Annotated in this window: 26 protein-coding genes; 15 read left to right on the top strand and 11 right to left on the bottom strand. The window is 70.8% G+C overall.

From position 1 onward, the window contains the following. Nucleotides 1–65 precede the first annotated feature (65 nt). Genes nhaA through ACSHT8_RS24810 form a run of 3 tightly spaced genes read left to right on the top strand, consistent with a single transcriptional unit; the run spans nucleotide 66 to nucleotide 2787 of the window. A complete protein-coding gene (gene nhaA, locus ACSHT8_RS24820) occupies nucleotides 66–1265 on the top strand; it encodes a Na+/H+ antiporter NhaA (protein ID WP_436493298.1) in 1200 nt (399 codons plus the stop codon). A 36-nt stretch (nucleotides 1266–1301) separates the two neighbouring features. Further along, nucleotides 1302–1847 (top strand): phage holin family protein, encoded by a 546-nt coding sequence (locus ACSHT8_RS24815; RefSeq protein ID WP_436493297.1) that lies wholly within the window; start codon nucleotides 1302–1304, stop codon nucleotides 1845–1847. Between the two features lie 22 nt (nucleotides 1848–1869). Continuing rightward, the gene (locus ACSHT8_RS24810) at nucleotides 1870–2787 is read left to right on the top strand and encodes an alpha/beta fold hydrolase (protein WP_436493296.1); all 918 of its coding nucleotides are present in this window, start codon (nucleotides 1870–1872) and stop codon (nucleotides 2785–2787) included. Here ACSHT8_RS24810 and ACSHT8_RS24805 read toward each other — a convergent pair. Then, nucleotides 2780–3964, bottom strand: a complete 1185-nt coding sequence (locus ACSHT8_RS24805; RefSeq protein ID WP_436493295.1) for a MarP family serine protease — start codon at nucleotides 3962–3964, stop codon at nucleotides 2780–2782. The genes ACSHT8_RS24810 and ACSHT8_RS24805 overlap by 8 nt on opposite strands. A gap of 286 nt (nucleotides 3965–4250) precedes the next feature. Between ACSHT8_RS24805 and ACSHT8_RS24800 the strand changes: the two genes are divergently transcribed. Then, nucleotides 4251–4403, top strand: coding sequence for a hypothetical protein (locus tag ACSHT8_RS24800; protein ID WP_436493294.1), 153 nt, complete (start codon nucleotides 4251–4253; stop codon nucleotides 4401–4403). Next, nucleotides 4400–5419, top strand: a complete 1020-nt coding sequence (locus ACSHT8_RS24795; RefSeq protein WP_436493293.1) for a fatty acid desaturase family protein — start codon at nucleotides 4400–4402, stop codon at nucleotides 5417–5419. Before ACSHT8_RS24800 ends, ACSHT8_RS24795 begins: the two co-directional genes overlap by 4 nt. Here ACSHT8_RS24795 and ACSHT8_RS24790 read toward each other — a convergent pair. The 3 genes from ACSHT8_RS24790 to nth all read right to left on the bottom strand — a co-directional run bounded on the left by ACSHT8_RS24790 (nucleotide 5416) and on the right by nth (nucleotide 7372). Next, nucleotides 5416–6087, bottom strand: a complete 672-nt coding sequence (locus ACSHT8_RS24790) for an NUDIX hydrolase (protein ID WP_436493292.1) — start codon at nucleotides 6085–6087, stop codon at nucleotides 5416–5418. The two genes, ACSHT8_RS24795 and ACSHT8_RS24790, sit on opposite strands and share 4 nt — an antisense overlap. Continuing rightward, nucleotides 6084–6503: a TlpA family protein disulfide reductase gene (locus tag ACSHT8_RS24785; protein ID WP_436493291.1), complete on the bottom strand. Its 420-nt coding sequence runs from the start codon at nucleotides 6501–6503 to the stop codon at nucleotides 6084–6086. The genes ACSHT8_RS24790 and ACSHT8_RS24785 overlap by 4 nt, the downstream gene beginning before the upstream one ends. Nucleotides 6504–6661: 158 nt before the next feature. Then, nucleotides 6662–7372, bottom strand: coding sequence for an endonuclease III (nth, locus tag ACSHT8_RS24780; RefSeq protein WP_436502170.1), 711 nt, complete (start codon nucleotides 7370–7372; stop codon nucleotides 6662–6664). Nucleotides 7373–7562: 190 nt separating this feature from the next. Between nth and ACSHT8_RS24775 the strand changes: the two genes are divergently transcribed. The 4 genes from ACSHT8_RS24775 to dnaN all read left to right on the top strand — a co-directional run bounded on the left by ACSHT8_RS24775 (nucleotide 7563) and on the right by dnaN (nucleotide 11425). Beyond that, complete coding sequence (locus tag ACSHT8_RS24775) at nucleotides 7563–7814, top strand: hypothetical protein (RefSeq protein WP_054053796.1); 252 nt, start codon at nucleotides 7563–7565, stop codon at nucleotides 7812–7814. 156 nt (nucleotides 7815–7970) lie between these two features. Further along, nucleotides 7971–8645 carry a Crp/Fnr family transcriptional regulator gene (locus tag ACSHT8_RS24770; RefSeq protein ID WP_054053794.1) on the top strand — a complete coding sequence of 225 codons (675 nt, stop codon included), beginning with the start codon at nucleotides 7971–7973 and terminating at the stop codon, nucleotides 8643–8645. 388 nt (nucleotides 8646–9033) lie between these two features. After that, complete coding sequence (locus ACSHT8_RS24765) at nucleotides 9034–10275, top strand: MFS transporter (RefSeq protein WP_436493290.1); 1242 nt, start codon at nucleotides 9034–9036, stop codon at nucleotides 10273–10275. Nucleotides 10276–10327: 52 nt separating this feature from the next. After that, nucleotides 10328–11425, top strand: coding sequence for a DNA polymerase III subunit beta (dnaN, locus tag ACSHT8_RS24760; protein ID WP_436493289.1), 1098 nt, complete (start codon nucleotides 10328–10330; stop codon nucleotides 11423–11425). Between the two features lie 365 nt (nucleotides 11426–11790). Here dnaN and ACSHT8_RS24755 read toward each other — a convergent pair whose 3' ends face one another. Together ACSHT8_RS24755 and ACSHT8_RS24750 are read right to left on the bottom strand one after the other, a co-directional pair. After that, nucleotides 11791–12576 carry an MBL fold metallo-hydrolase gene (locus ACSHT8_RS24755; RefSeq protein ID WP_436493288.1) on the bottom strand — a complete coding sequence of 262 codons (786 nt, stop codon included), beginning with the start codon at nucleotides 12574–12576 and terminating at the stop codon, nucleotides 11791–11793. Then, entirely contained in the window at nucleotides 12573–13361 is a 789-nt protein-coding gene (locus ACSHT8_RS24750) for an NUDIX hydrolase (RefSeq protein WP_436502169.1), read from the bottom strand. Before ACSHT8_RS24750 ends, ACSHT8_RS24755 begins: the two co-directional genes overlap by 4 nt. A gap of 126 nt (nucleotides 13362–13487) precedes the next feature. Between ACSHT8_RS24750 and ACSHT8_RS24745 the strand changes: the two genes are divergently transcribed. Together ACSHT8_RS24745 and ACSHT8_RS24740 are read left to right on the top strand one after the other, a co-directional pair. Next, on the top strand, nucleotides 13488–14231 hold the full coding sequence (locus tag ACSHT8_RS24745; RefSeq protein WP_436493287.1) for a peptidoglycan-binding protein: 744 nt from the start codon (nucleotides 13488–13490) through the stop codon (nucleotides 14229–14231). Nucleotides 14232–14259: 28 nt separating this feature from the next. Then, nucleotides 14260–15135: a Gfo/Idh/MocA family protein gene (locus ACSHT8_RS24740; RefSeq protein ID WP_436493286.1), complete on the top strand. Its 876-nt coding sequence runs from the start codon at nucleotides 14260–14262 to the stop codon at nucleotides 15133–15135. 4 nt (nucleotides 15136–15139) lie between these two features. Here the strand turns inward: ACSHT8_RS24740 and ACSHT8_RS24735 are convergent, their stop codons facing one another. Genes ACSHT8_RS24735 through ACSHT8_RS24720 form a run of 4 tightly spaced genes read right to left on the bottom strand, consistent with a single transcriptional unit; the run spans nucleotide 15140 to nucleotide 17294 of the window. After that, nucleotides 15140–16051, bottom strand: a complete 912-nt coding sequence (locus ACSHT8_RS24735) for a hypothetical protein (protein ID WP_436493285.1) — start codon at nucleotides 16049–16051, stop codon at nucleotides 15140–15142. A 22-nt stretch (nucleotides 16052–16073) separates the two neighbouring features. Beyond that, nucleotides 16074–16682, bottom strand: coding sequence for a hypothetical protein (locus tag ACSHT8_RS24730; RefSeq protein WP_436493284.1), 609 nt, complete (start codon nucleotides 16680–16682; stop codon nucleotides 16074–16076). Continuing rightward, nucleotides 16679–17134: a RidA family protein gene (locus ACSHT8_RS24725; RefSeq protein ID WP_436493283.1), complete on the bottom strand. Its 456-nt coding sequence runs from the start codon at nucleotides 17132–17134 to the stop codon at nucleotides 16679–16681. Before ACSHT8_RS24725 ends, ACSHT8_RS24730 begins: the two co-directional genes overlap by 4 nt. Before the next feature lies 1 nt (nucleotide 17135). After that, nucleotides 17136–17294 carry a hypothetical protein gene (locus ACSHT8_RS24720; RefSeq protein WP_436493282.1) on the bottom strand — a complete coding sequence of 53 codons (159 nt, stop codon included), beginning with the start codon at nucleotides 17292–17294 and terminating at the stop codon, nucleotides 17136–17138. Nucleotides 17295–17343: 49 nt separating this feature from the next. On the opposite strand from ACSHT8_RS24720, the gene ACSHT8_RS24715 reads away from it, so the two are divergent. From ACSHT8_RS24715 to ACSHT8_RS24705, 3 genes are read left to right on the top strand one after another with little or no spacing between them, the layout of a single operon-like run. Continuing rightward, on the top strand, nucleotides 17344–17592 hold the full coding sequence (locus ACSHT8_RS24715; protein ID WP_436493281.1) for a hypothetical protein: 249 nt from the start codon (nucleotides 17344–17346) through the stop codon (nucleotides 17590–17592). Between the two features lie 46 nt (nucleotides 17593–17638). Next, complete coding sequence (locus tag ACSHT8_RS24710; RefSeq protein WP_436493280.1) at nucleotides 17639–18640, top strand: ArsA-related P-loop ATPase; 1002 nt, start codon at nucleotides 17639–17641, stop codon at nucleotides 18638–18640. Further along, complete coding sequence (locus ACSHT8_RS24705; RefSeq protein ID WP_436493279.1) at nucleotides 18637–19758, top strand: ArsA family ATPase; 1122 nt, start codon at nucleotides 18637–18639, stop codon at nucleotides 19756–19758. The genes ACSHT8_RS24710 and ACSHT8_RS24705 overlap by 4 nt, the downstream gene beginning before the upstream one ends. Here ACSHT8_RS24705 and ACSHT8_RS24700 read toward each other — a convergent pair. Continuing rightward, nucleotides 19755–20063, bottom strand: a complete 309-nt coding sequence (locus tag ACSHT8_RS24700; RefSeq protein WP_436493278.1) for a WhiB family transcriptional regulator — start codon at nucleotides 20061–20063, stop codon at nucleotides 19755–19757. The genes ACSHT8_RS24705 and ACSHT8_RS24700 overlap by 4 nt on opposite strands. A 217-nt stretch (nucleotides 20064–20280) precedes the next feature. Between ACSHT8_RS24700 and ACSHT8_RS24695 the strand changes: the two genes are divergently transcribed. Beyond that, nucleotides 20281–22770: a transglycosylase domain-containing protein gene (locus ACSHT8_RS24695; protein WP_436493277.1), complete on the top strand. Its 2490-nt coding sequence runs from the start codon at nucleotides 20281–20283 to the stop codon at nucleotides 22768–22770. Nucleotides 22771–22790 lie beyond the last annotated feature (20 nt).

The following is a 22790-nucleotide window of genomic DNA, read 5'->3' as shown; positions in this document are numbered from 1 at the left end:
CGGTAGGTGTGCCGGGAAGTCTGGTCGGCGTCGAGCCGAGGTATCCGCCGAACCAGGAGTGATCATTGTCACAGCGCCGCCGCCCCAGCCCGCCCAAGGTCGTCGCCGAGTTCGCGCGCTATCTGCGGACGGAAACGGTCGGCGGCATGGTGCTGCTCGGCGCGACGGCCGTCGCGCTGCTGCTGGCCAACTCGCCGGCGAGCGGCGCGTATGAGGCGGTCCGCGACTTCAAGATCGGCCCGTCGGCCCTCCACTTGGACCTGAGCATCGGGGCGTGGGCGAAGGACGGTCTGCTAGCACTCTTCTTCTTCGTTGCCGGCCTAGAGCTCAAACGCGAGTTGGTGATCGGAGAGCTGTCGAAGTTCAAGGCCGCGTTACTCCCCGCGCTCGCGGCCCTTGGCGGAATGGTCATCCCGGCGATGGTGGCGCTGTCGGTCGCGTGGGGCGACCCGCGAGCGGGCGACGTGTGGCCGATCCCCGTGGCCACCGACATCGCGTTCGCGCTAGGGGTGCTCGCGCTGACCGGGTCGGGGATGCCGAGCAGCGCACGGGTGTTCCTGCTCAGCCTGGCTGTGGTCGACGATCTCGGCGCCATCATCATCATCGCGGTCTTGTTCACCGCGTCGTTCAACTTCGTCGCGTTCGGCGCGGCGGCTGTGTTGTTGGCGCTGTACTGGTACCTGCAGCACAAGCGCATCCGGTCGTCGTGGTTCTACGTGCCGTTGGCTATCGCGATCTGGATAGCGGTGCACTCCAGCGGCATCCACGCGACGGTCGCGGGCGTGGCGATGGGCCTGCTCACCCGGGTCCGGCGCGACCCCTATGAGAAGGAGTCCCCCTGTCTTCGGCTGGAGCACCGGCTGCAGCCGTGGTCGGCCGGGTTCGCCGTGCCCGCGTTCGCGCTGTTCGCCGCGGGTGTCCCGGTCAACGGCGAGGCCCTGGGGAAGCTGTTCACCGACCGGATGGCGCTGGCGGTCATGGCCGGCCTCATCGTGGGCAAGCTGATCGGCATCGTGGGGGCCGCGCTGCTCGCCGTGCGGCTCAAGGTCGCGGTCCTGCCCGAGGGCATGGGCTGGCGTGACCTCGGCGCGGTCGCGATGCTCGGCGGTGTCGGATTCACGGTCAGCCTGCTGATAGCCGAGCTGTCACTCGGGCGTGATGACGCCGAGTTGGCGAAGGCCGCAGTGCTGGTCGCGTCGGCCGCGGCGTCGCTGCTGGCGGCGGCGCTGCTGGTGCGACGCAGCCGCGTTCATCTGCGAGATTGACCATCCGATCGGCTCGCCCGATCAGGGCATGGCACGATGGCGCTCGTGAGCAGCGCGCACGCAAACGGAGACCGTGACGGTTCGGGGCTGCCCAAGGTGCCCTCGATCCCCCTGTCCGACGACCGCGCGTTCGCGGCCGCGGGCGACCAGTCGATCGGCAACCTGGTCAAAGACGCCACGACCCACCTGTCCACGCTCGTGCGGGCCGAGGTCGAGCTGGCCAAGTCCGAGGTCACCGGCGAGATCAAGAAGGGGCTCAAAGGCAGCGTCTTCTTCATCGTGGCGCTGACGATTCTGCTCTACAGCTCTTTCTTTCTGTTCTTCGCGCTCGCCGAGCTGCTGGCCGACCTCGGCCTGCTGCGCTCGGTCGCGTTCGGCATCGTGTTCTTCCTGATGCTGACGATGGCCGGGTTCTTCGGCTTCCTCGGCTACCGCAAGGTGCGGGCGATCCGCGCGCCGAAGCGGACGATCGAGTCGTTCAAGGACACCGCCGCCGCGCTCACCCACCGGGGCGAGCCCAGCACCAACGGGCACGCGCAGCTCGGCGACGGCCACGGGGCCGTGCCGGTCCGTCGCGGCTGATCGGCCACCGCTGAGCAGCGCCGTGCGCTCCCGCCCCGACCCCTCGATCGTGCGCGTCGACGGGCCGTGGACGCACCGCGACGTCCACGCCAACGGCATCCGCCTGCACGTCGCCGAGACCGGCGAGGGCCCGCTCGTGCTGCTGCTGCACGGGTTCGCGCAGTTCTGGTGGACGTGGCGGCACCAGCTGACCGCGCTGGGCGACGCCGGGTTCCGCGCCGTCGCCGTCGACCTGCGCGGCTATGGCGATTCGGACAAACCTCCGCGCGGCTACGACGCGTGGACCCTCGCGGGTGACGTCGCCGGGCTGGTCAAGTCGCTCGGCGAGTCCCGCGCGCACCTGGTCGGCCACGGCTGGGGCGGCCTGCTGGCCTGGACTGTCGCCGCGCTGCACCCCCGCGTCGCGCACTCCGTGGGCACGCTGTCCGCGCCGCACCCGCTCATCCTGCGCACCCAGATCCGTCGCACAGCCCTGCGTACCAGGCCAAACAACCAGGCCAGGGCCGTGGACTTGCTCGGCGCGCAGCTGCCGATCCTCCCCGAACGCCGCCTCACCAGGGACAACGCCGCCGCCGTCGAGCAGCTGATCCGGTCGTGGTCCGGTCCGCTGTGGACCGGGCACCGCGACTTCCGCGGCGCGGTCGACCAGTACAAGCAGGCGATGCTCGTGCCCGGCGCCGCCCACTGCGCGCTGGAGTACCACCGCTGGGCGGTGCGCTCGCAGCTGCGCGGCGAGGGCAGGCGTTACGCGGAGGCGATGCGGCGGCGGATCGAGCAGCCGGTGCTGCAGGTCTACGGCGCCGCCGACCCCTGTGTGCTGAGCCGCACCCGCGACGCGTCACGCCAGGGTGAGAAGCACGTACTTCCGGGCGTCGGCCACTACCCCCACGAGGAAGCCCCGGCCGTCACGAACGCGCTGCTGACGAAGTTCCTCAGCTAGCGCAGCGGCCCGTTCCGACCTGCTCGGTGAGCCCGGGGGCGCGGTTGACCTCGTCGCGGACCTCGGCGGCGGTCAGCGCGAAGCCGGTCTCCGAGTTGTCGACGGCCGCGCCGAACACCACGCCGATGACCTCGCCCTTGCGGTCGATCAGCGGACCGCCCGAGTTTCCACTGAGGACCTTCGCACGCAGGGTGAACACGTCGCGGTTGACCGTCGACGAGTCGTAGATGTCCGGTCCCCGCAACGGGATCCGGTCGCGCACGCGCGCGGGCGAGGCGGTGTAGGGGCCGTCGAGCGGGTAGCCGAGGACGATCCCGTCCTGCCCGCTCGACGCGTCGGCCGCCGCGAACGGCAGCGCGGGCGCGGCGAGGCCGGGCACTGCCAGGATCGCGACGTCGGTGGCCGGGTCGTAGAGCACGACGCGGGCGCGCAGGTTGCGGTCGCCGGACTCGACGCTGACCTCGTTGGTGCCCGCGACGACGTGCGCGTTGGTCATCACGCGCTCCTTGGCGATGACGAACCCGCTGCCCTCCAGCGCCCGCTCGCACGACGGCGCCTTGGCGTTGATCTTGAGCACACTCGGCCGGACCCGCTGGACCTCGGCGCTGGCCTGCAGCGCGGGGTCGGGCGGCTCGACTTCCTTGTTGGGCGTGCGGTTGAACGGGTCGACGGCGGCGGGGAACCCGGAGACGTCGAGCAGCTGGCGAAGCTCGTTGGGCAGGCCGCGCGCGGCCTGCGGCATGACCTCGTTGACCCCGCCGAGCACGGCCGAGTCCTTGATCGCCGAGGCCAGTCCGGGCAGGCCGCCGACGGTCGTCAGCGGTAGCGCGATCAGCCACGACACCACGAACACGACCGCGCCCTGCACGATCGCGCCCAGCGCGCTGTCGACCCCGGCCAGCTTCGGTGACGAGATCTTCTGCTTGATCGTGCGGCCGATCCACACCCCGAACGTCTCGCCGAGCGCCACGAGCAGCACGAAGATCGCCACGGCGAAGGCGACCCTGGTCGGTGTGGACTCGATGCCCGCCACCACCAGCGGCGCCAGCTTGATGCCCGCGACCGCGCCGATCAGCACGCCGACGAACGCGGGCAGCGCGGTGATCACGCCCTGACGTGCCCCCGAGATCGCCGCCAGCACGGCGAGCGCGACGACCAGAACGTCCACCCAGTTCAAGCCTCAGACCTCCGCGCGTCGCGTTGCCGTTGGACCGCCACGCTACTTCACCTGCCCCGCCGATCGGCCCGGCCATGGCGCGCGGCGGGCCACTTCGCGTACCGTGGGGGTCAGCAGGCAGGTTCGATCGCCGTGAACCCCGGTTGCGAGGAGCACTGAGAAACGGCGGGCCCACTGCTCAGGGGCGGTGCCGAGTGCGTGCCCGACCCCAGATCGACTTCCGGCCGACCAGGCCAAGCCTTCTTCCCGCCACGTGGCGGTGACACGCATATCCACAGGAGAGTCCATGACCAATAACGACCACCCCACCATCGAGCCGGTGGTGTTCAGCCACCCCGCGGCCCAGCAGCCCGCCGAGCGCGAGGCGACCGAGGGCGCGGGCACCGACAAGCCCCGCCAGATGAGCTTCTCGGAGCGCGCGACGGCTCAGCTCGGATGACCACCATGGCGCAACCCGGCAGCGAATACGCCGCGCTGTCCCGGGAGATCCGCGCCGCCGGTCTGCTCAGGCGCCGCCACGGCTACTACGCCGCGAAGATCGCGGGCAACCTCGTCGCGTTCGCCGGGGCCTGGGTGGCCTTCGCGTTCCTCGGCGACACCTGGTGGCAGCTGTTCATCGCCGCGTTCATGGCGATCGTGTTCGCCCAGCTCGCCTTCATCGGCCACGACGCCGGGCACAAGCAGATCTTCCGCACCCGCAGGCTCAACGACGCGGTGGGCACCGTGCACGGCGGCCTGATCGGGATGAGCTTCCAGGAGTGGATCGGCGGCCACAACCGCCACCACGCCAACCCCAACCACGAGGACCGCGACCCCGACCTGGTCATCGCCGCGCTGGCCTTCACCAGCACGCAGGCCAGGCTGAAGACCGGTTTCCTGCGCTGGATGGCCAAGCACCAGGCGTGGCTGTTCTTCCCGCTGTTGACGCTGGAAGGCATCAGCCTGCACGTCGCCGGGTTCAAGTCGGTGTTCAGCGCCGAGAACCGGGCACGCCGGGTGGAGGGCGCGCTGCTCACCGCCCACCTCGTGGGCTACCTGATCGCGGTTTTCCTCGTGTTGTCGCCGGGGATCGCGGTCGTGTTCATCGTCGTCCACCAGGCCCTGTGGGGCGTCTACATGGGATGTTCGTTCGCGCCCAACCACAAGGGCATGCCGACCATCACCGACGACTCGCTCGACTTCATCCGCAAGCAGGTGCTGACCTCGCGCAACATCCGCGGCGGCCCGGTCACCGACTTCGTGCTCGGCGGGCTGAACTACCAGATCGAGCACCATCTGTTCCCCAGCATGCCGCGGCCGCACCTGCGCCACGCGCAGCCGATCGTGCAGCGGTTCTGCGCCGAGCACGGCATCCCGTACAGCCAGACCAGCCTCGTGCGGTCGTACGCGGAGGTCCTGCGCTACCTGCACGATCTCGGCGCGCCGCTGCGAGCGGCTGACCGGGTGCTCGTCTAGGACTGGAGCGCTCGCCAAGCGGTGTCGAGGTCGCGGACGTCGGTGGTGTCCCAGGGCTGTTCCCAGCCGCCGACGGAGATCAGCATGGTCAGCAGGCCCGCGGTGAAGCCCCAGACCAGCATGTCCGGCACCGCGAAGGCGGGGCCGGTGAAGCCGGACGGGTGGCCAACCATGAACCGGTTGGCCGGGTCGGCGAGGTGCGCGATCGGCACCCTGGCCACGGCCTGCGTCTCGGCCGGGTCGACCGCCCAGACCCGGCTCGGCTCGACCCACTGGGCGACCACCGGCGTCACGTGGAACCTCGACACCGGGATGTGCAGCGGCGGGAGCAGGGCGACCGGGCGCACGCCCGCCGGGTCGACGCCGGTCTCCTCGACGGCCTCGCGCAACGCGGTGTCGACCGGCCCGTTGTCGTAGTCCTCAGCCTTGCCGCCGGGGAACGCCACCTGGCCGGAGTGCTTGTCGTCGCCGTTCGCGCGCAGCTGTAACAGCACGTCAGGGCCATCGATGCCCTCGCCGAGCAGGATCAGCACGGCGGCCTCGCGGGCGTTCTCGTCGGGGGCGGAGAAGCGGCGCCACATGTGCGGGTCGAGGTCGGCGGTCGCTGCCACCAGCGGCGCGAGCCAGTCGGGCAGTGCGGCGGGGTCGACCAGCGGTCCGTGGGTCATCGAGCCCCTCCGAGGTAGCGGGTGACGGCGTCGCGCACGGCGTCGGTCGAGGTGAGGATCCTCGGCTCGGCGATCAGCGTGACCGTGCCGTCCGCGGCGATCAGGTACGACGCGGGCAGGCCGGGAGGCAGTTTGAACGCGCGCTCGGCCGATCCGTCGGTGTCGAGCAGGTTGGGGAACCGCACGCCCAAGTCGCGCAGCAGGCCCAAGGCATCTGCCGGAGGGCTCTTGACCGCGAGGCCGACCACGGCGACGGCGTCCGGCGCGGCGGCGTACTCGGCGAGCACGGGCAGTTCCTCGCGGCACGGGACGCACCAGGTCGCCCACACGTTGACCAGGACGGGCTTGCCGCCCACCGCGGCCGCCAGATCGACCTTCTTGCCGTCGGCCAGGCACTCCGCGGTCGCGTCTTTCAATGACCCGACGTTGCCGTCAGCCGCGCAGGGCGCCAATGCCGCGGCGGCCCGGGCAGGGCCCAGGTCAGGCGCGGGTGTCTGCGGTGTCCGGTCCCGAGGCCATAACGCGACAACCCCCGCTACCAGCAGGATCACCGCGACCAACGCCCAACGCAGGTTCATTGCTTCCCAGGCCGGTACCCGTCGCGGGTGCGCTCGGCGAGGTCGATCAGGTGCGGGGCCTCGTCGCCCTTGACCAGCTTGGCGGCCTCGGCGGGCTCGGTCGGACCGGCGCCGTAGGACGGGCAGTCGCGGAACAGCAGGCAGGCTCCGCACGCGGGCTTGCGGGCGTGGCAGACGCGGCGGCCGTGGAAGATCACCCAGTGCGAGAGCATCGTCCAGTCGCGGCGCGGGACCAGGGCGCCGATGGCGTGCTCGACCTTGACCGGGTCCTCTTCCTCTGTCCACTTCCACCGCCGGACCAACCTGCCGAAGTGGGTGTCGACAGTGATCCCGGGCACGCCGAACGCGTTGCCGAGGATGACGTTGGCGGTCTTGCGGCCGATCCCAGGCAGCTTCACCAGGTCCTCGAGCTTCGCCGGGACCTCGCCGCCGAAGCCCTCGACCAGAGCGGCGCCGAGGCCGATGAGCGAGGTCGTCTTGTTCCGGTAGAAACCGGTCGGCCGGATCATTTCCTCCAGCTCAAGGCGGTCGGCGCCCGCGTAGTCGGCGGCCGTCCGGTACTTGGCGAACAGCGCGGGCGTGGTCATGTTGACCCGCACGTCGGTGCACTGCGCGGACAGGATCGTGGCCACCGCCAGCTCCAGCGGGGTGGTGAAGTCGAGCTCGCAGTGCGCGTCGGGATAGCCCTCGGCGAGCGCTCGCGTCATCCGGCGGGCGCGCCGGGTCAGGGAGAGACTGGGTTCACCCTCCGTCGCGGCGGCAGCACGGGGCGGGCGGCGGGTCGTCGGCGGCACCTCGCTAGCCTACGGGCCGTCGGACAACCCGATCTGTGCCCCAGACGTCTATCGAGCAGACCATCGAGAATCCGGACGACGAGACGAGCGAGGATCGACGAGTATGGCTGTCTGGTTCGTGTTCGCGGTACCCGTTGTGATCATGTTCTTCGCGCTGTTCATGGAGCGCGTCGAGACCCGCCTGCGCCATGTCGCGGTCCAGGAGACCGACGTCGAGGAGTTCCTCGAGAGCGCACGCCCCGACGAGGTCCGCGCGCTGTACGGCCACGGCATCGGTCGCGCGCTCGAACTCTTCCGCCTGCGCAGGCTCGGTGGCCGTGCCGCCAAGCTGCGCGGTCGCAAGGGCCGCCCGTAGACGCTAGGGTCATCCAACTGGGCGATCTATACACGCCGAACGTGCGACCGCGCGGACGGCGAGCCGCCAGGGCAAACCTGGCGGACGCCCTACACTGACAGGAGTGATCGGCGCGGCATTCGACGCGCGCGCCGAGGTGAACACAGGAGGACCGAGGTGGATGAGACCCTGGCCCGCGCGGGCATCTTCCAAGGGGTCGAGCCTGCCGCGGCGGAAGCGCTCGCACAGACGCTCGAGTCCGTGGAATTCCCGCGAGGGCACGTGATCTTCGCCGAAGGCGAGCCGGGCGACCGGCTCTACATCATCCAATCGGGCAAGGTGAAGCTCGGCCGCAAGTCTCCGGACGGCCGGGAGAACCTGCTGGGCATCTTCGGCCCGTCCGACATGTTCGGCGAGCTGTCGATCTTCGACCCGGGGCCGCGCACGTCGACGGCGACCACGGTCACCGAGGTCCGCGCGGTCACGATGGACCGGCCCGCGCTGCGGCAGTGGATCGCCACGCGGCCGGAGATCGCCGAGCAGCTGCTGCGGGTCATCGCCCGCAGGCTCCGCCGCACCAACGGCATGCTGGCCGACCTGATCTTCACCGACGTGCCCGGCCGGGTCGCCAAGGCGCTGCTGCAGCTCGCGCAGCGGTTCGGCAGCCAGGAGGCGGGCCTGCTGCGGGTCACCCACGACCTGACGCAGGAAGAGATCGCGCAGTACGTCGGCGCGTCTCGCGAGACGGTGAACAAGGCGCTGGCCGATTTCGCCCACCGCGGCTGGCTGCGGTTGGAAGGCAAGAGCGTGCTGATCCTCGACCCGGAGCGCCTGGCCCGCCGCGCGCGCTGAGTCCTTAGCTACAAAGACGAGAGGCCGGGCGCCGCCCCCGACGCGGCGCACCGACCTCCCGTATGTGCGCGAACCATCCCCCGACGGCTCACGCTCCCCGCCCTCCGGATCGGGCCCCGACCCTGCTACCGGAGGAACTCCTGTTCGTCACTTGGCCTATCGCGTTCCGCCACTCGGCCGTGACGTCCACTCAGGAACTTTCGCAAGATTTCTGCCCCGAGTTCAAGGGGTATCACCCTCAAGGACTCCTGGGCCCCGCGTTTCGTTGCCTGAATGCATGTGGAATCCAGCTTCTCGTTATGTAACCGAGATTTACCCGCTCGGGTGGTGGCCGAAACCACCGAAAATAACTGGTACGGCCGTACCAGAGTGCGGCATACTGGTACGCATGTCCCACTCCGCTGGCCTCGCCGACTACCGAACCGCCCTCACCACCCCGGGAGCGCGGGGTCCGGTGCTGTCCGCGCTGGTCGGCAGGCTGCCGATCGCGATGGTCGGCCTCTCCATGCTGCTCTACGTCCAGCACGCGACGGGCTCGTTCGCCATCGCCGGGCTGGTCTCGGCGGGCAGCCTGGTTGGTGTCGCGCTGGGCTCAGTGACCCAGGGCCGGATCATGGACCGAATCGGGCCGACGCGCCCCCTGCTGGTCACCTCGGCCGTCTTCACCGTGCTCGTCACCATCAGCGTGCTCGCCATCGAGACCCGCGCGGCGACTCCCGTGCTGGTCGGGCTGGGCTTCCTGGTCGGCGCGACCGAGCCGATGATCGGCTCGGCGTCGCGGGCGATGTGGACCCGGCTGGTGCCGCCCGGTCCGGCGCTGAACGCGGCGCTGGCCTATGAGTCGATCAGCATGGAGGTCTTCTTCATCCTCGGCCCGGCTCTCGCGGGTCTGCTGGTCGCGGCGCCGTGGGCGGGCACCGGCGTGGTCGCCGCGGCGGCCTTCATGGTCGTCGGCGGGGTCTCGTTCGCACTGATGCCCCCGGTGCGCTCGTTCCGTCCCGACCGCGCGCAGCTGCGCGGCACCGGCATGCTGGGTGCGCTGGCCGCCCCTGGCATGCGCACGGTGGCGCTGGCCGCGATGGGCTTCGGCGTGACGATCGGCTTCATCGAGGTCGCGGTCCCCGCCGCGGCGACGCACGCCGGGAACGCGCCGGTCGGCGGCCTGCTGCTCGGCCTGTGGTCGGTCAGCTCGGTCATCTTCGGCGTGCTCTACGGGGTGCGTCCGTGGCCGCGGGCGATGTCGCTGCGGCTGCCGGTCCTGCTCGGCGGGTTCGCCCTGTTCACCCTGGTGCTGGCCATCCCGACCTCGCTGGTCGGGCTCGGGTTCGCGCTGCTGCTGGTGGGCACGCTGATCACTCCGCAGGCCACGGCCCACTCCGCGGCGCTGGAACTGGTCGCGCCGAAGGGCACGACCACGGAGGCGTTCGGCTGGGTGATCACGGCGGTGACGCTGGGCCTGGCGCTGGGCCAGTCGGTCAGCGGGTACCTGGTGGAGAACGTCAGCCTGACCGCGTCGTACTTCGCGGCGAGCGCGGCCGGTCTGCTGTTCGCGGGCATCGTTTACGCACGTCGGCGGACTGTCGTGGACGTGCACGCAGTGGATTCGGTGCGGGAGCCAGCCCTCGTCTAGGGCCTGTGGATAACTTTCCGCACGTGTCGGTGGATCGGGATACCTTCCATCCATGGACCTGACGATCACCACCGCCGAGCTGGCCACCGCCGCCGCCGATGTCATCCGACTCGTGCCCGGCAAGCTCGTCGACCCTGTGCTCAGCGGCCTCCTGCTGACCGCGACGGCACAGGGCGTCGAGCTCGCCGCCAACGACCGGGAACGCACCGCCCGGATCACGTGCGACGCGCTCGTCCACACCGAGGGTCAGGTCCTCGTCCCGGCCAAGCCACTGGCCGAGACGCTGCGCGCGTTAGAGCAGGAGCAGGTCCGGCTGGTCGTCGAAGGCACCCGGCTGGCCATCCGGACCGAGGGCGCCCGCTTCGCCCTCCCCTTGCTCGACGTGGCGCTGCACCCGGGCGTGCCCGCGCCGCCCGCCGCGGGCGGGTCGGTATCGGCCCGCCTGTTCGCCTCGGCCTTGTCGACGGTCGCCGCCACCGCCGCCCGGGACGAGGCACTGCCCCTGTTCACCGGGGTGCGGGTGCGGTCGGAGGGATCGAACCTGGTCCTGCGCGCCACCGACCGCTATCGCATGGCCATCGCGACGATCCCCTGGTCACCGGGCTCCGCGGAGGTCGACGCGCTGATCCCCGCCACCCTGTTGGCGGAGGTCGGCAAACAGGTCACCGGCACGGTGTCGATCGGCGTCGACGCCAACCGCCTGGCGTTGACGTGGGACGACATGGTGGTCACGACGGCGGTGCTCGACGGCAGCTACCTGAGCGAGACCAAGCTGGCCCTGTCCGAAGTCGACACCCACGTCGAACTCGACGCCGACACCCTCGCCAACGCCACCCGCCGGGTAGCCCTCTTCACCGACACCCGCGGCGTCGTCTCCATCGAAGTCGGCGACAGCCACCTCCGCCTCCGCACCGCCGACCGCCAGACGGGCGAGGCCGAGGAATCGGTGAAGGCCACGGTCGACGGCGGCCGCACCAGCCCGTCGTACCAGGCCCGCTACCTGACCGACGCCTTACGCCCGTTCGCGGGCCGCCGGGTGCACCTGGCCATCCAGCCGGGCATGCGGGCGACGGTGGTGACGGCGGTTGAGGCTGGGGAGGTGGATCTGCGGTACATCATCATGCCGATGCTGCCCCCGAAGACGGCCTGACCAGCCCCCTTCGGCTCGGGACGGGCCGCTCGGCGACGTAGTCGACCGACCAGGCCCGGCCGCGCAGGCGGCACCTCGCAAGCTGAGCGCCCGATCGCCCAGCTTCCTCAATGACCGGTTCACCCCGGCCGTTGACGCCGGCTCGCCCGGCTCCTTGATTGCCCGTTCGCCCGGCTTGTCGGCCGGTCGTCCGGCCGCGACCCCACGAACCGACTGGAGGTACTAACGACAACCCGGCTCACGAGCCCATCGACCGCGATCTCGCGATAGCCGACGGTCGTGTGGCATACCGAACCCACTCGAGCCCGACCGTGTCCAACGGCCGGTCAAGCGGGCCCACCCGGTGGGGCGTGTCCGATGCGCGCTCAGGGCGTGCGGCGGAGGTAGTCCAGTTGGGCTTGGACTGACCACTCGGCGGCGGGCCACAGAGACTGGTCGACGTCCGCGTAGACCAGTTCCACCACCTGGCGCGGGGTCGCGGCGGGGCCGAGGGTGGCCAGGGCGGCGCGGATCTGGTCCAGGCGTTGCGTGCGGTGGGCCAGGTACTGGGCGGCGACCGTCGGCAGGTCCGGTAGGTCGGGGCCGTGGCCGGGCAGGACCACCCCGGGCAACCCGCGCAGGGTCTCCAGGGAGTCCAGGTAGGCGCCCAGGTCACCGTCGGGTGGGGCGATCACGGTGGTGCCTCGGCCGAGGACAGTGTCGCCGGTCAGGACGGCGGGGACGCTGTCGTGGGCGATGGTCAGGCTGATGGAGTCGGCGGTGTGGCCGGGTGTGTGGACGACGCCGATGTCGAGGCCTGCCAAGGTCAGGCGTTCGCCGTGGGTGAGCGATGCGGCGCCGAGGCACAGGGCCTGGTCGAAGGCTCGGACGGGGGCGTCGGCCTTGCGGGCGAGCCAGGGTGCGCCTTGGACGTGGTCGGCGTGGTGGTGGGTGATGAGGATGGCCTCGATCGTGCCCGCGGCCTCGAGGACGCGGGTGAGGTGTGGCTCGTCCTCGTAGCCCGGGTCGACGACCACGCAGCCCGACGCGCCGGGGGCGCGCAGGAGCCAGGTGTTGGTGCCGTCCAGCGTCATGGTGCTGGGGTTGTCCTCCAGCAGCACCGACGCGTACGGCGTGACCGGGCGGACGGTGCCGTAGGCAGGGTGGGTCATGAGTCGGCCTCGGCGAGGACGACGCGGACCTTGCGGCCGTCCCGGACGATCTTGGGGATGATCTTGTCGATGGTGCGGTCGGCGGCCATCGCCGAGGTGACCGACGGGTGGTCGTTGAGGTCGGCCAGGGCCATCCAGGTCGGCGGCATCAGGCCGCGCTCACCTGCCTCCCACTCCGCCAGGGCGGCGCCGGGGTGCTGCCAGGCGACGTCCTGGGCCTCGGTGGTGGCGCCGTCGGCGACCTGGCCCTCGGGCATCGCGGCGAGGAAGAAGCGGGTGTCGTAGCGGCGGGGTTCCTCGGCGGGGGTGACCCAGTGGGCCCAGGGGCGCAGCAGGTCGGCGCGCAGGACCAGCTGGTTGTCGTTGAGGAACTGGGCGAAGGAGTACTTGCGGTCGACCAGGTCCTGGCGGGCGGCGTGGAACGGGCGGGCGTCGGACACCACCCGGGTGCCGTCGGGGCCCGCCAGCAGAACGCCGGACTCCTCGAAGGTCTCGCGCACGGCGGCGCACACCAGGGCGCGGGCCATGGCCGGGTCGCAGCCGAAGCGGTCGGCCCACCAGTCGGCGTCGGGGCCGTGCCAGGCGACGGACGCGTCGGCGTCGCGCGGGTCGACACCGCCACCGGGGAACACCGTCATCCCGCCCGCGAACGCCATGCCCGCGACGCGGCGCAGGAGGAAGACCTCGGGGCCGGGGTCGCGGACGATGATGACCGTGGCGGCGTCCTTGGGGACGGCAGGCGGGTCGGGGGGCTCCGGGAGGACGAAACCGTCCGGCAGCACCATCTCCTTGGGCAGTTCGCGCACGCCCAGACCCTACGCGGCCGGATCGCGGGTTGGCCAAGGCCGGGCGCGCGGTTGGCTGCCCTTCCGGACATTACGAGCCCGGGCGCCGGGGCCGACCCTGACGGGATGGCTGGCGAAATCCTTCTGCGCAACGGGTCCACCGAATCCGACTGGGTGACCTATCTGCAACAGCTCCTCCGCTCGGAGGGCTACTGGGACGGCGACGACACCGGCGTGTTCGACGACGAGCTCGAAACCGCCGTCCGCAACTACCAGACCGCGATGAACATGCAGGTCGACGGGGTCGTAGGCAGGCAGACGTGGGGCGGTCTGCGTGATCACGTGTCCAAGGAGCCCGGTCCGCCCGACCCCGCCGACGGCGACGGCTCGGGTGGCGACGACCAGACCGGGTGGCAGGCCGGGGAGGTCGACCACCCCGTCGTGCACATCACCCAGCAGAGCGAGGAGACCTGCTGGGCGGCGTCCATCGCGATGATCGTCAACTACCGGGACGGCTCGAACTTCGACGACCACACCCTGTGCGACCACGTCGGCCTCCCCCGCGACGGCGCGACCGTCGCCGAGGTGGACCAGGCGTTGTCGCAGGTGGACATGCACCTGATCGCGCCCGCGTGCTACACGCCGGACGGCTGGTTGCAGCTGTTGGACAACGGTCCGAAGGGTGTGATCGTGCCCGGTGCCCCGTGGCACCGCATCGTGATCGCGGGCGCGAAGACCGACGGCACGCCGGAAGGCACGTGGCTGCACGTGCTCGACCCGGCGGGCGGCGACAGCTGGCAGAGTTACGAGGACGTGGAGCAGCAGTTCGAGGCGGGCGCGCCGCGGTCGAACAACATCTTCGGGTACTGAGGAATCTGAATCGGGCAAGATGAGCGGCATGGGTGACACCGTGCTGCGAGTCGGTCTTGTCGGCGCTGGACCGTGGGCGGCCGTGGTCCACGCGCCGGGGATCGCCGGGCATCCGGGCACCGAGCTCACCGCCGTGTGGGCTCGGCGCCCCGAGGCGGCCCGGGAGTTCGGCGCGCCAGTGGTCGGCGGCTTCGACGAGCTTCTGTCCGAAGTGGACGCAGTGGCGTTCGCCGTGCCACCCGCGATCCAGGCCGAGTTGGCCACGAAGGCCGCGAAAGCGGGCAAACACCTCATTCTGGAGAAGCCGATCGCCGAGTCGGTCGAGTCCGCCGAGCGGCTGGCGGACGCCGTCGGCGAGGCGGGCGTCGCGTCGGTCGTGGTGTTCATCCGGCGGTTCGCCCCGGAGACGCGGGCGTGGCTGGCCGACATCCACGGCGGCGCGGGCTGGGCGGGCGGGAACGCGCGGTGGCTGTCGGGCGCGCTGCTCGGCGGCCAGTACTCGTCGTCGCAGTGGCGGCACGACGGCGGCGCGCTGGCCGATGTGGGGCCGCACGTGTTCGACCTGCTCGACGCCGCGCTCGGGCCGGTCGCCGAGGTGGTCGCGGCGCGGCGGAGCGAGCCTGATCTGTGGACGGTGGTGCTGGGCCACGAGAGCGGCGCGACGAGCACGTCGACGCTGTCGATGTTCATGCCCCTGCGCCCGACCATCACCGACATCTCGGTGTACGGCGACGACGGCTACCGCGAGCTGACCGGCCGCGCGACCGCCGCGCCGGACGCGTTCGCCACGCTGCTCGACGAGTTCACCGCGCTCGTCGCGGCGGGTCGGACCGACCACCCGCTGAGCGTCCATAGAGGACTCGTCGTGCAGCGGCTGCTAGGCGCCGTGACAGACCGGGTCTAGCTCTTCACGGCTGGTCGGGAGCCTGCAGCGGCACACCGTTGACCAGCGTCGACCGGTTGGCCTCCTGCCAGTCGTACGACGTGTCCGACTTCCACGCGGGCGCGTCGCCGCCCTCGCGCCGAGCCAGTTCCTCCTGCAGCTCGCGCAGCAGGCTGAGCTCCTGGTCGTCGGCGTCGGCCTCATCGGTGGCCGACGGGATCCACGGCTCCTTGGCGGGTTTCGGCGCGGGCGCGGGCTTCGGCGTCGGCGACGGCGTCCACGACTGCGACGACGTCGAAGACCGCTCCAGCGGCACCGACGTCGCGTAGCGCATCGCCGAGTGGTGGTAGTCGCTGGATTCGGTGCTGTCGCGCAGCACCTCGACCGACGCCGTCAGTCCCGCCCGGCGCAGCGCGTGCTCGACGCGGTAGGCCGTGGCCGGGCCGGACCCGCTCGGGCCGATCCGGATGAGCACCACGCGGTGCGGCACCGGGCCGGACGCCGCGCCCGCCGGGGTGAGCCGCCAGACCGCCCACACCGCGCGGATGTCGGGCAGCACGTCGAGGACCTGGATGGTCGCCTCGGCCACGCCCTGGTCGGCGCCGATGCCGCCGATCTTGCCGCTGGAGAACTTGTGCGACGTGCTGCCCGCCGACTCGGTGACCGTCAGCCGCTCCACGACCGCCGGGTCGCAGTGGGCCGCGGCCATCAGCTCGGTCAGCTCGTCGTGCTCGACGATGGTCACCGGGATCGGACCCGAGGCCAGCGAGCCCACGATCAGCTCCAGCGCCCGGTCGACCTCGGTGGAGGCGAGTAGTTCGCGGGCGTCGGCGAGCGCGTCGTCGTCGAGCCTGCCCGCGAGGGCCAGCAGGAGATCGTGCACGCGGACCGGGAGCGTCACTCCCGACCATCCGGTGCCTGCTGCGACCTTTGCCACGATCGGACCCCTCCGCTATGGACTAGCTCGGTACTAGATGTCCCTTGGCCACCAGCGACTCCGACGCCGCGAGCGCGGCACGGTGGTACACCGGCGGTTCGAGGCCCTCGGGGAGCACCTCGACGGCGGGTTCGTAGGTCCCCAGGGCCCGCAGCACGCGCTGCAGCTCCCCGGTGAGCCGGGCCGCGTCGCCGGTCGTGGTCACCAGGACGACCCTGGTCGCCGCGCCCGCGCCGGTCCGGTCCCGCCGCCATGTCGACCGCGCCTCGACCACGTCGGGCCGACCGCGCAGGATCGCCATGAGGACCACCGCCACCGAGTCGCCCATACTCACCCAATCGGGGGACTCGGTGGAGAAGGTGTAGTCCACGTCACTGATTTCGTCCACCCACGAAACAGCGTTGAGCCGCTCGGGGTCGGCGCCCGCGGGCAGCAGCGAGCCGTTGATCAGCCGGAACTCCGACGGCGTGATCCCGACGCGCTCGCGCAGCAGGGTCAGCGGCAGGGCGCGCGCGACGGCGTCGAGCGAGCCGCCCGACAGCCAGTCGCGCAGGCGCCACAGCTCCCGGTCGCCGAGTCGGCCCGCGAGCCGCAGCAGCAGCTCGTGGCACTCGGCCGCCCCGGAGGTCATGCGACTTCGACAATCAGTTCGACCTCGACCGGCACGTTCAGCGGCAGCTCAGCCACGCCGACGGCCGAGCGGGCGTGCAGGCCCGCGTCGCCGAAGATCTCGCCGATGAAGTTCGACGCGCCGTTGATCACGGCGGGCTGGCCGCCGAAGCCCTCGGCGGAGGCGACGAAGCCGACGAGCTTGACCACTCGGGTCACCGAGTCGATGCCGACCAGGCTGTCGATCGCGGCCAGCGCGTTCAGCGCGCAGATCCGCGCGAGGTCGGCGCCCTGCTCCGGAGTGATGTCGCCGCCGACCTTGCCCGTCGCGGCGACCTTGCCGTCGACGAACGGCACCTGGCCCGCGGTGTAGACCAGCGAGCCGGTGCGCACGGCCGGGATGTAGGCACCCGCGGGCGGCGGCACGGCGGGCAGCTTGATCCCCAGCTCGGCGAGACGGTCCGACCAGCTCATGTCAGGCCCCCTTGGGACGCTTGAGGTAGGCGACCAGCTGCTCACCGGTGGGACCGGGCAGGACGGTCACCAGCTCCCAGCCGTCCTCGCCCCACTGGTCGAGGATCTGCTTGGTCGCGTGGATCAGCAGCGGCACCGTGGCGTACTCCCACTTCGTCATGGGCGGCAGCCTAGAACAGCTCCGGACAGTTGGTGGCTACGGTTGCGGTGTGGAGACCTGGCGGATGATCGCGACCGTGCTGCTGTTCGTCGGCGGCGTCGTCTTGGTGCTGGTCACGATGGCCAAGGTGCGCGAGCGGACCGGCTCGGGCAGCACCGTGGCGATCTCCGGCGCGATCGGGGCGACCCTGCTGGTGTTGCTCTGCGTGTTGACCCTGACGGTGCTGGCGCCCGGGATCGCGTGGGGCGCGGTGATCGTGGTGGGCGCGGTGGGGTCGACGATGCTGCTTGTCGGGTGAGCCACTCGACCGGCGTCCCGGCCAACCGGGCATTTACGCTGAAAGGGTGACCACACCCGTCGTCGGCTGGACTGAGCAACTCGCCAAAGCCCGTCTGCACGTGGTCACCGGCAAGGGCGGCACCGGTAAGACCACCGTCGCCGCCGCGCTCGCCCTGGCCATCGCCTCGGGCGGCAAGCGCGTGCTGCTGGTGGAGGTCGAGGGCAGGCAGGGCATCGCCCAGCTCTTCGACACCCGGCCGCTGCCTTATTCGGAGGAGCGGGTCGCCGCGACGCACGGCGGCGGCGAGGTGCGCGCGCTGCACGTCGACGTCGAGGCCGCGCTGCTGGAGTACCTGGGCATGTTCTACAACCTGGGTTTCGCGGGCCGCACGCTCAGCCGCATGGGCGCGATCGAGTTCGCCACCACGCTGGCGCCGGGCCTGCGCGACGTCCTGCTCACCGGCAAGCTCAAGGAGTGCGTCACGCGCACCGACGACAACGGTAGGCACGCCTATGACGCCGTCGTGCTCGACGCCCCGCCGACCGGCCGGATCGTGAAGTTCCTCGACGTCACCAAGGCCATGGCCGACCTGGCGAAAGTCGGCCCGATCAAGGGCCAGAGCGACGGCGTGGTGCGGCTGCTGCACTCCGCCGACACCGCGGTCCACCTGGTCACGCTGCTGGAGGAGATGCCGGTGCGCGAGACCGTCGAGGCCGTCGAGGAACTGGACGGCGCCGACCTGCGGCCCGGCGCGGTGATCGTCAATCGGGTGCGGCCGCCGCGGCTGCCCGCGCGGTCGGTCACCGCCGCCGCAGACGGCCGGGTCGACGCGACGCGAGTGCGCACCGGGCTCAAGTCGGCGGGCCTGAAGCTGTCCGCGGAGGACTTGGACGGGCTGGTCGAGGAGACCGTGGAGCACGCGATCCGGGTGCAGGCCGAACAGCGCGCGCGGGAGCAGCTCGGGGAAGTCGACTTGTCGACAGTGGAGCTGCCCGACCTGGACGGCATCGACATGGCCGCGCTGTACGAGCTGGCCGAGGCCCTGATCGACCAGGGCGTGCGATGAGCGACCTCGACCTCGACGCACTGATCGACGACCCGGACACACACGTCATCGTGTGCTGCGGCTCCGGCGGCGTCGGCAAGACCACCACCGCCGCGGCCATCGCGGTGCGCGCCGCCGAACGCGGCCGCAAGGTCGTGGTGCTGACCATCGACCCGGCGAAGCGGCTCGCCCAGGCCCTTGGCCTGCGGGAACTCGGCAACACACCCAAGTCGGTCGCGGTCGAGGGGTTCGAGCCCGACGGCGAGCTCAGCGCGATGATGCTCGACATGCGCCGCACGTTCGACGACATGGTGCTGGCGCACGCGGGCGAGAAGCGGGCGCAGGAGGTGCTGGCGAACCCGTTCTACAAAACGATCTCCAGCTCGTTCTCCGGCACCCAGGAGTACATGGCGATGGAGAAGCTGGGCCAGCTCGCCGCCGAGGGCCACTGGGACCTGATCGTCGTCGACACCCCGCCGTCCCGCTCGGCCCTGGACTTCCTCGACGCGCCGCAGCGGCTGTCGACCGCGCTCGACGGCCGGATGATCAAGCTGCTGACCGGGCCCGCGCGGGCCGGTGGCTGGGGCATCCGCAAGGTCGTGAGCACCGGGTTCGGCCTGTTCGCGCGCGCGGTGTCGACCATCGTCGGCGGGCAGCTGCTGGCCGACGCGTCGGCGTTCGTGCAGGCCTTCGACGGCATGTTCGGCGGCTTCCGCGAGCGCGCCCGCAAGACCTACGAGCTGCTGCGCTCGGAGGGCACGGCGTTCGTCGTGGTGGCCGCCCCGGAGCCGGACGCGCTGCGCGAGGCCAGCTACTTCGTCGAGCGGCTGGCCGCGGAGTCGATGCCGCTGGCCGGTCTGGTGGTCAACCGGACCCACCCGGTGCTGTCCGCGCTGCCCGCGCCCAAGGCGCTGGCGGCGGCGGAGAACCTGGAGGCCGCGGGCGACTCACCCCTGGCCGCGGCCGTGCTTCGCCTGCACGCCGACCGGGTGGCGCTGGCGCAGCGGGAGCGTCGACTGATCTCCCGGTTCACCAAGGCCCACCCGACCGTCGCGCTGGTCCACGTCCCGGCGATGGCCACCGACGTGCATGACCTCCACGGCCTGCGCACTATCGGGACGAAGCTGGGAAAGAACTAGCCGACTCTGACGTCCTCGTCCTCGTACGTGTGGCTGCGGCGCGCGTCGTCGAGCAGTTCGCGCCAGGAGTCCACGTCGGGACGGCGGCGCAGCAGCGCGCGGCGCTCCCGCTCGGTCATTCCGCCCCACACGCCGAACTCGATCCGGTTGTCCAGCGCCTCAGCCAGGCACTCCGTGCGGACCGGACACGCGATGCACACCAGTTTGGCCTTGCGCTGCTCGGCGCCGCGGACGAAAAGACCGTCCGGATCCTCGTCCCGGCATGTCGCGCGGACTCGCCAGTCGACCTTAGTTTCGAGATGCATAGCCCCCACCCCTGTCGTCGTCGCGACCCTGAACCGATACCCCCCGGTACCGGCTGCGTCCCAGCCCGTGAGCTGTTCTGCCTGTCGTGAGACGTTGACGAACCTTAGTGGGTATCGGTTCCATCGAGAATGGGGGGCGGGGTATGTGTTACCTAATGTCAACTTCCGATCGGTCGCCTTCCGGTGCTCCGTCCGGCGGACGCGTACGCTGGGCGCCGTGCGTCTGGGTGACAGTTTGCTGAAGCTTCTTGGTCTCTGCCTGCTCGCCGGCGTGCTCGTGGCCGGGATGCTGTTCCCGGTGATGGGGGCACTCGGGGTGGTGTCCAACCGCGCGAGCGACACGATCGACAGTGTCTCCGCCGACCTCGTCGCGACCGATCCGCCGCTGATCACCACGATCACCGACAGCGCGGGCAAGCCGATCGCGTCGCTGTTCGACCAGTACCGGATTCCCGTCTCGGCTGAGCAGATCTCGCCGACTATGAAGGCCGCGCTGGTGTCGGTGGAGGACCGCCGGTTCTACGAGCACCACGGCGTCGACTGGAAGGGCACCATCCGCGCGGCGGTGTCGAACCAGACCGGCGGCGACGTGCAGGGTGCCTCGACGCTCACCCAGCAGTACGTCAAGAACTACCTGATCAACGTGGTCAACCGGGGCAACAAGACCGAGCAGTCGAAGGCCCAGGAGCAGACCATCGCGCGCAAGCTGCGTGAGGCGCGGATCGCCATCCAGCTCGAACAGAAGATGAGCAAGGAAGAGATCCTCACCGGCTATTTGAACGTCGTCGAGTTCGCCTACGAGGTCTACGGCATCGGCGCGGCGTCCAGCGCGTACTTCGGGACCACCCCGGACAAGCTGACCGTTGCCCAGTCGGCGCTGCTGGCGGGCGCGGTGAACAACCCGGTCCTCTACAACCCGTGGCGCAAGCCGACGGAGACGCTGGCCCGCCGCAACGTCGTGATCGACAAGATGGTCGAGAACCAGAAGCTCTCCCCGGACGCCGCGGAGGCCGCGAAGAAGGAGCCGCTCGGCACCCTCCAGGCGCCGATGAAGCCCGCCGCGAACTGTGTCGGCGCCGGTCCCGAGGTCGGGTTCTTCTGCCAGTACGTGTACGACTACCTGCAGAAACTCGGCTTCACCCAGGACCAGATCCAGACCGGCGGCTACACCATCAAGACCAGCTTCGACGCCCGCGCCACCCAGATCGCCAAGGCCGCGGCGGAGAACGAGGTGCCCAAGACGACGCCGGGTATCGCGAACACGATGGCGATCGTGCAGCCGGGCAAGGAGCGCCACCAGGTGGTCGCCCTGGTCGCGAACCGCGACTACGGGCTCGACCCGGCCAAGGGCCAGACGACCTACGGCTTGCCGAGCCGGGTGGCGAACAAGTTCGGCGCGGGCTCGATCTACAAGATCTTCACTTCGGCCGCCTACCTGGAAAAGGGCGGCGGCATCATGAACCAGATCGACGTGCCCGACTTCCACAATTCGACCGTGTTCGTCGGCGGTGGGAAGAGCTGCGGCCGGACCGCGCAGCCCAACGACGGCGACACGCGCGTGTACTGCGTGAAGAACGCGGCGCCGTACCCGGACAAGATGACGCTGCAGGACGCGCTCGCGACCTCACCGAACACCGGCTTCGTCATCTTGGAAGAGCGCGTCGGCATGGGGCCGGTGGTCGACATGGCCAGCCGCCTCGGGCTGCGCGAGACGATGGCGTCGAGCATGGGCGGGGTCGACCCCGAGCCCAACCGCAAGGAAGCCGAGTACCGGCTCAGCCAGTCCGACTATTTCAAGCCGTCTGACAAGAGCCCGGGCAAGGCGTCGTTCACCCTCGGCCCCGGCCCGCTGAGCACGGTCGAGCTGGCCAACGTCGGCGCGACGATCATGAGCGGCGGCGTGTGGTGCCCTCCGAGCCCGCTGCTGGAGGTGCTCGACCGCGACGGCAAGAAGATCGAGGTCAACGAGCAGCCGTGTGAGCAGGCGGTGGCCGAGCCACTGGCCAACGGGCTCGCCGTCGGGCTGGCCAAGGACGACATCAGCGGCACCGCGCGCGGCGCGGCGGCGTCGGTGGGCTGGAACCGGCCGATGATGGGCAAGACCGGCACCACCCAGGACTACAAGTCGGCCGGGTTCCTCGGCGCGACCCCGCAGTACTCGGCGGCGGTGCTGACGTTCAACGACAGCTCCAAGCCGCAGGGCATCTGCGACACCGACCCGCCGCGGCTGTGCGGCACCGGGGGCAACATCTACGGCGGCAAGGTGCCCGCGCGCACCTGGTTCCAGACGATGTCGAAGGTGCTGGAGGGCCAGCCACCGCTGCCGATGCCCGGGGTGGAGCAGCGGTATCTGGAGGGCGGCCCGGAGATCAAGGTCCCGGACGTCATCGGCCGCAGCGCCGAGGAGGCCACCCAGATCCTGCAGCAGGCGGGCTACCAGGTGACGGCGAAGGACCGCAACGACGCGCGCAAGAAGGGCACCGTGGTCGGCCAGTCGCCACGCGGCGCCGCGCTGGCGGGCGAGATGATCACGATCTTCGTGAGCACGGGATACGTGCCGCCGCCGAAGACCTCGGACGTGCCGGTTCCGCCGTCGGAACCGGGCCTGCCGCCCGCGCCCCAGCCAGGCACCGGACCAGGTAACGGCAACGGGAATGGGCCAGGGAACGGGAACGGTCCACCGATCACGATCGGCCCGGTGCCATAGCAAAAGGCCGCGATCCCTCG

It is taken from the genome of Actinokineospora sp. HUAS TT18 (assembly GCF_051364635.1).
In the GTDB taxonomy this organism is placed as follows: Bacteria; Actinomycetota; Actinomycetes; order Mycobacteriales; family Pseudonocardiaceae; genus Actinokineospora.
The sequence above is the reverse complement of the archived record's forward strand: the minus strand, read 5'-3'. Positions and strand labels throughout refer to the sequence as shown.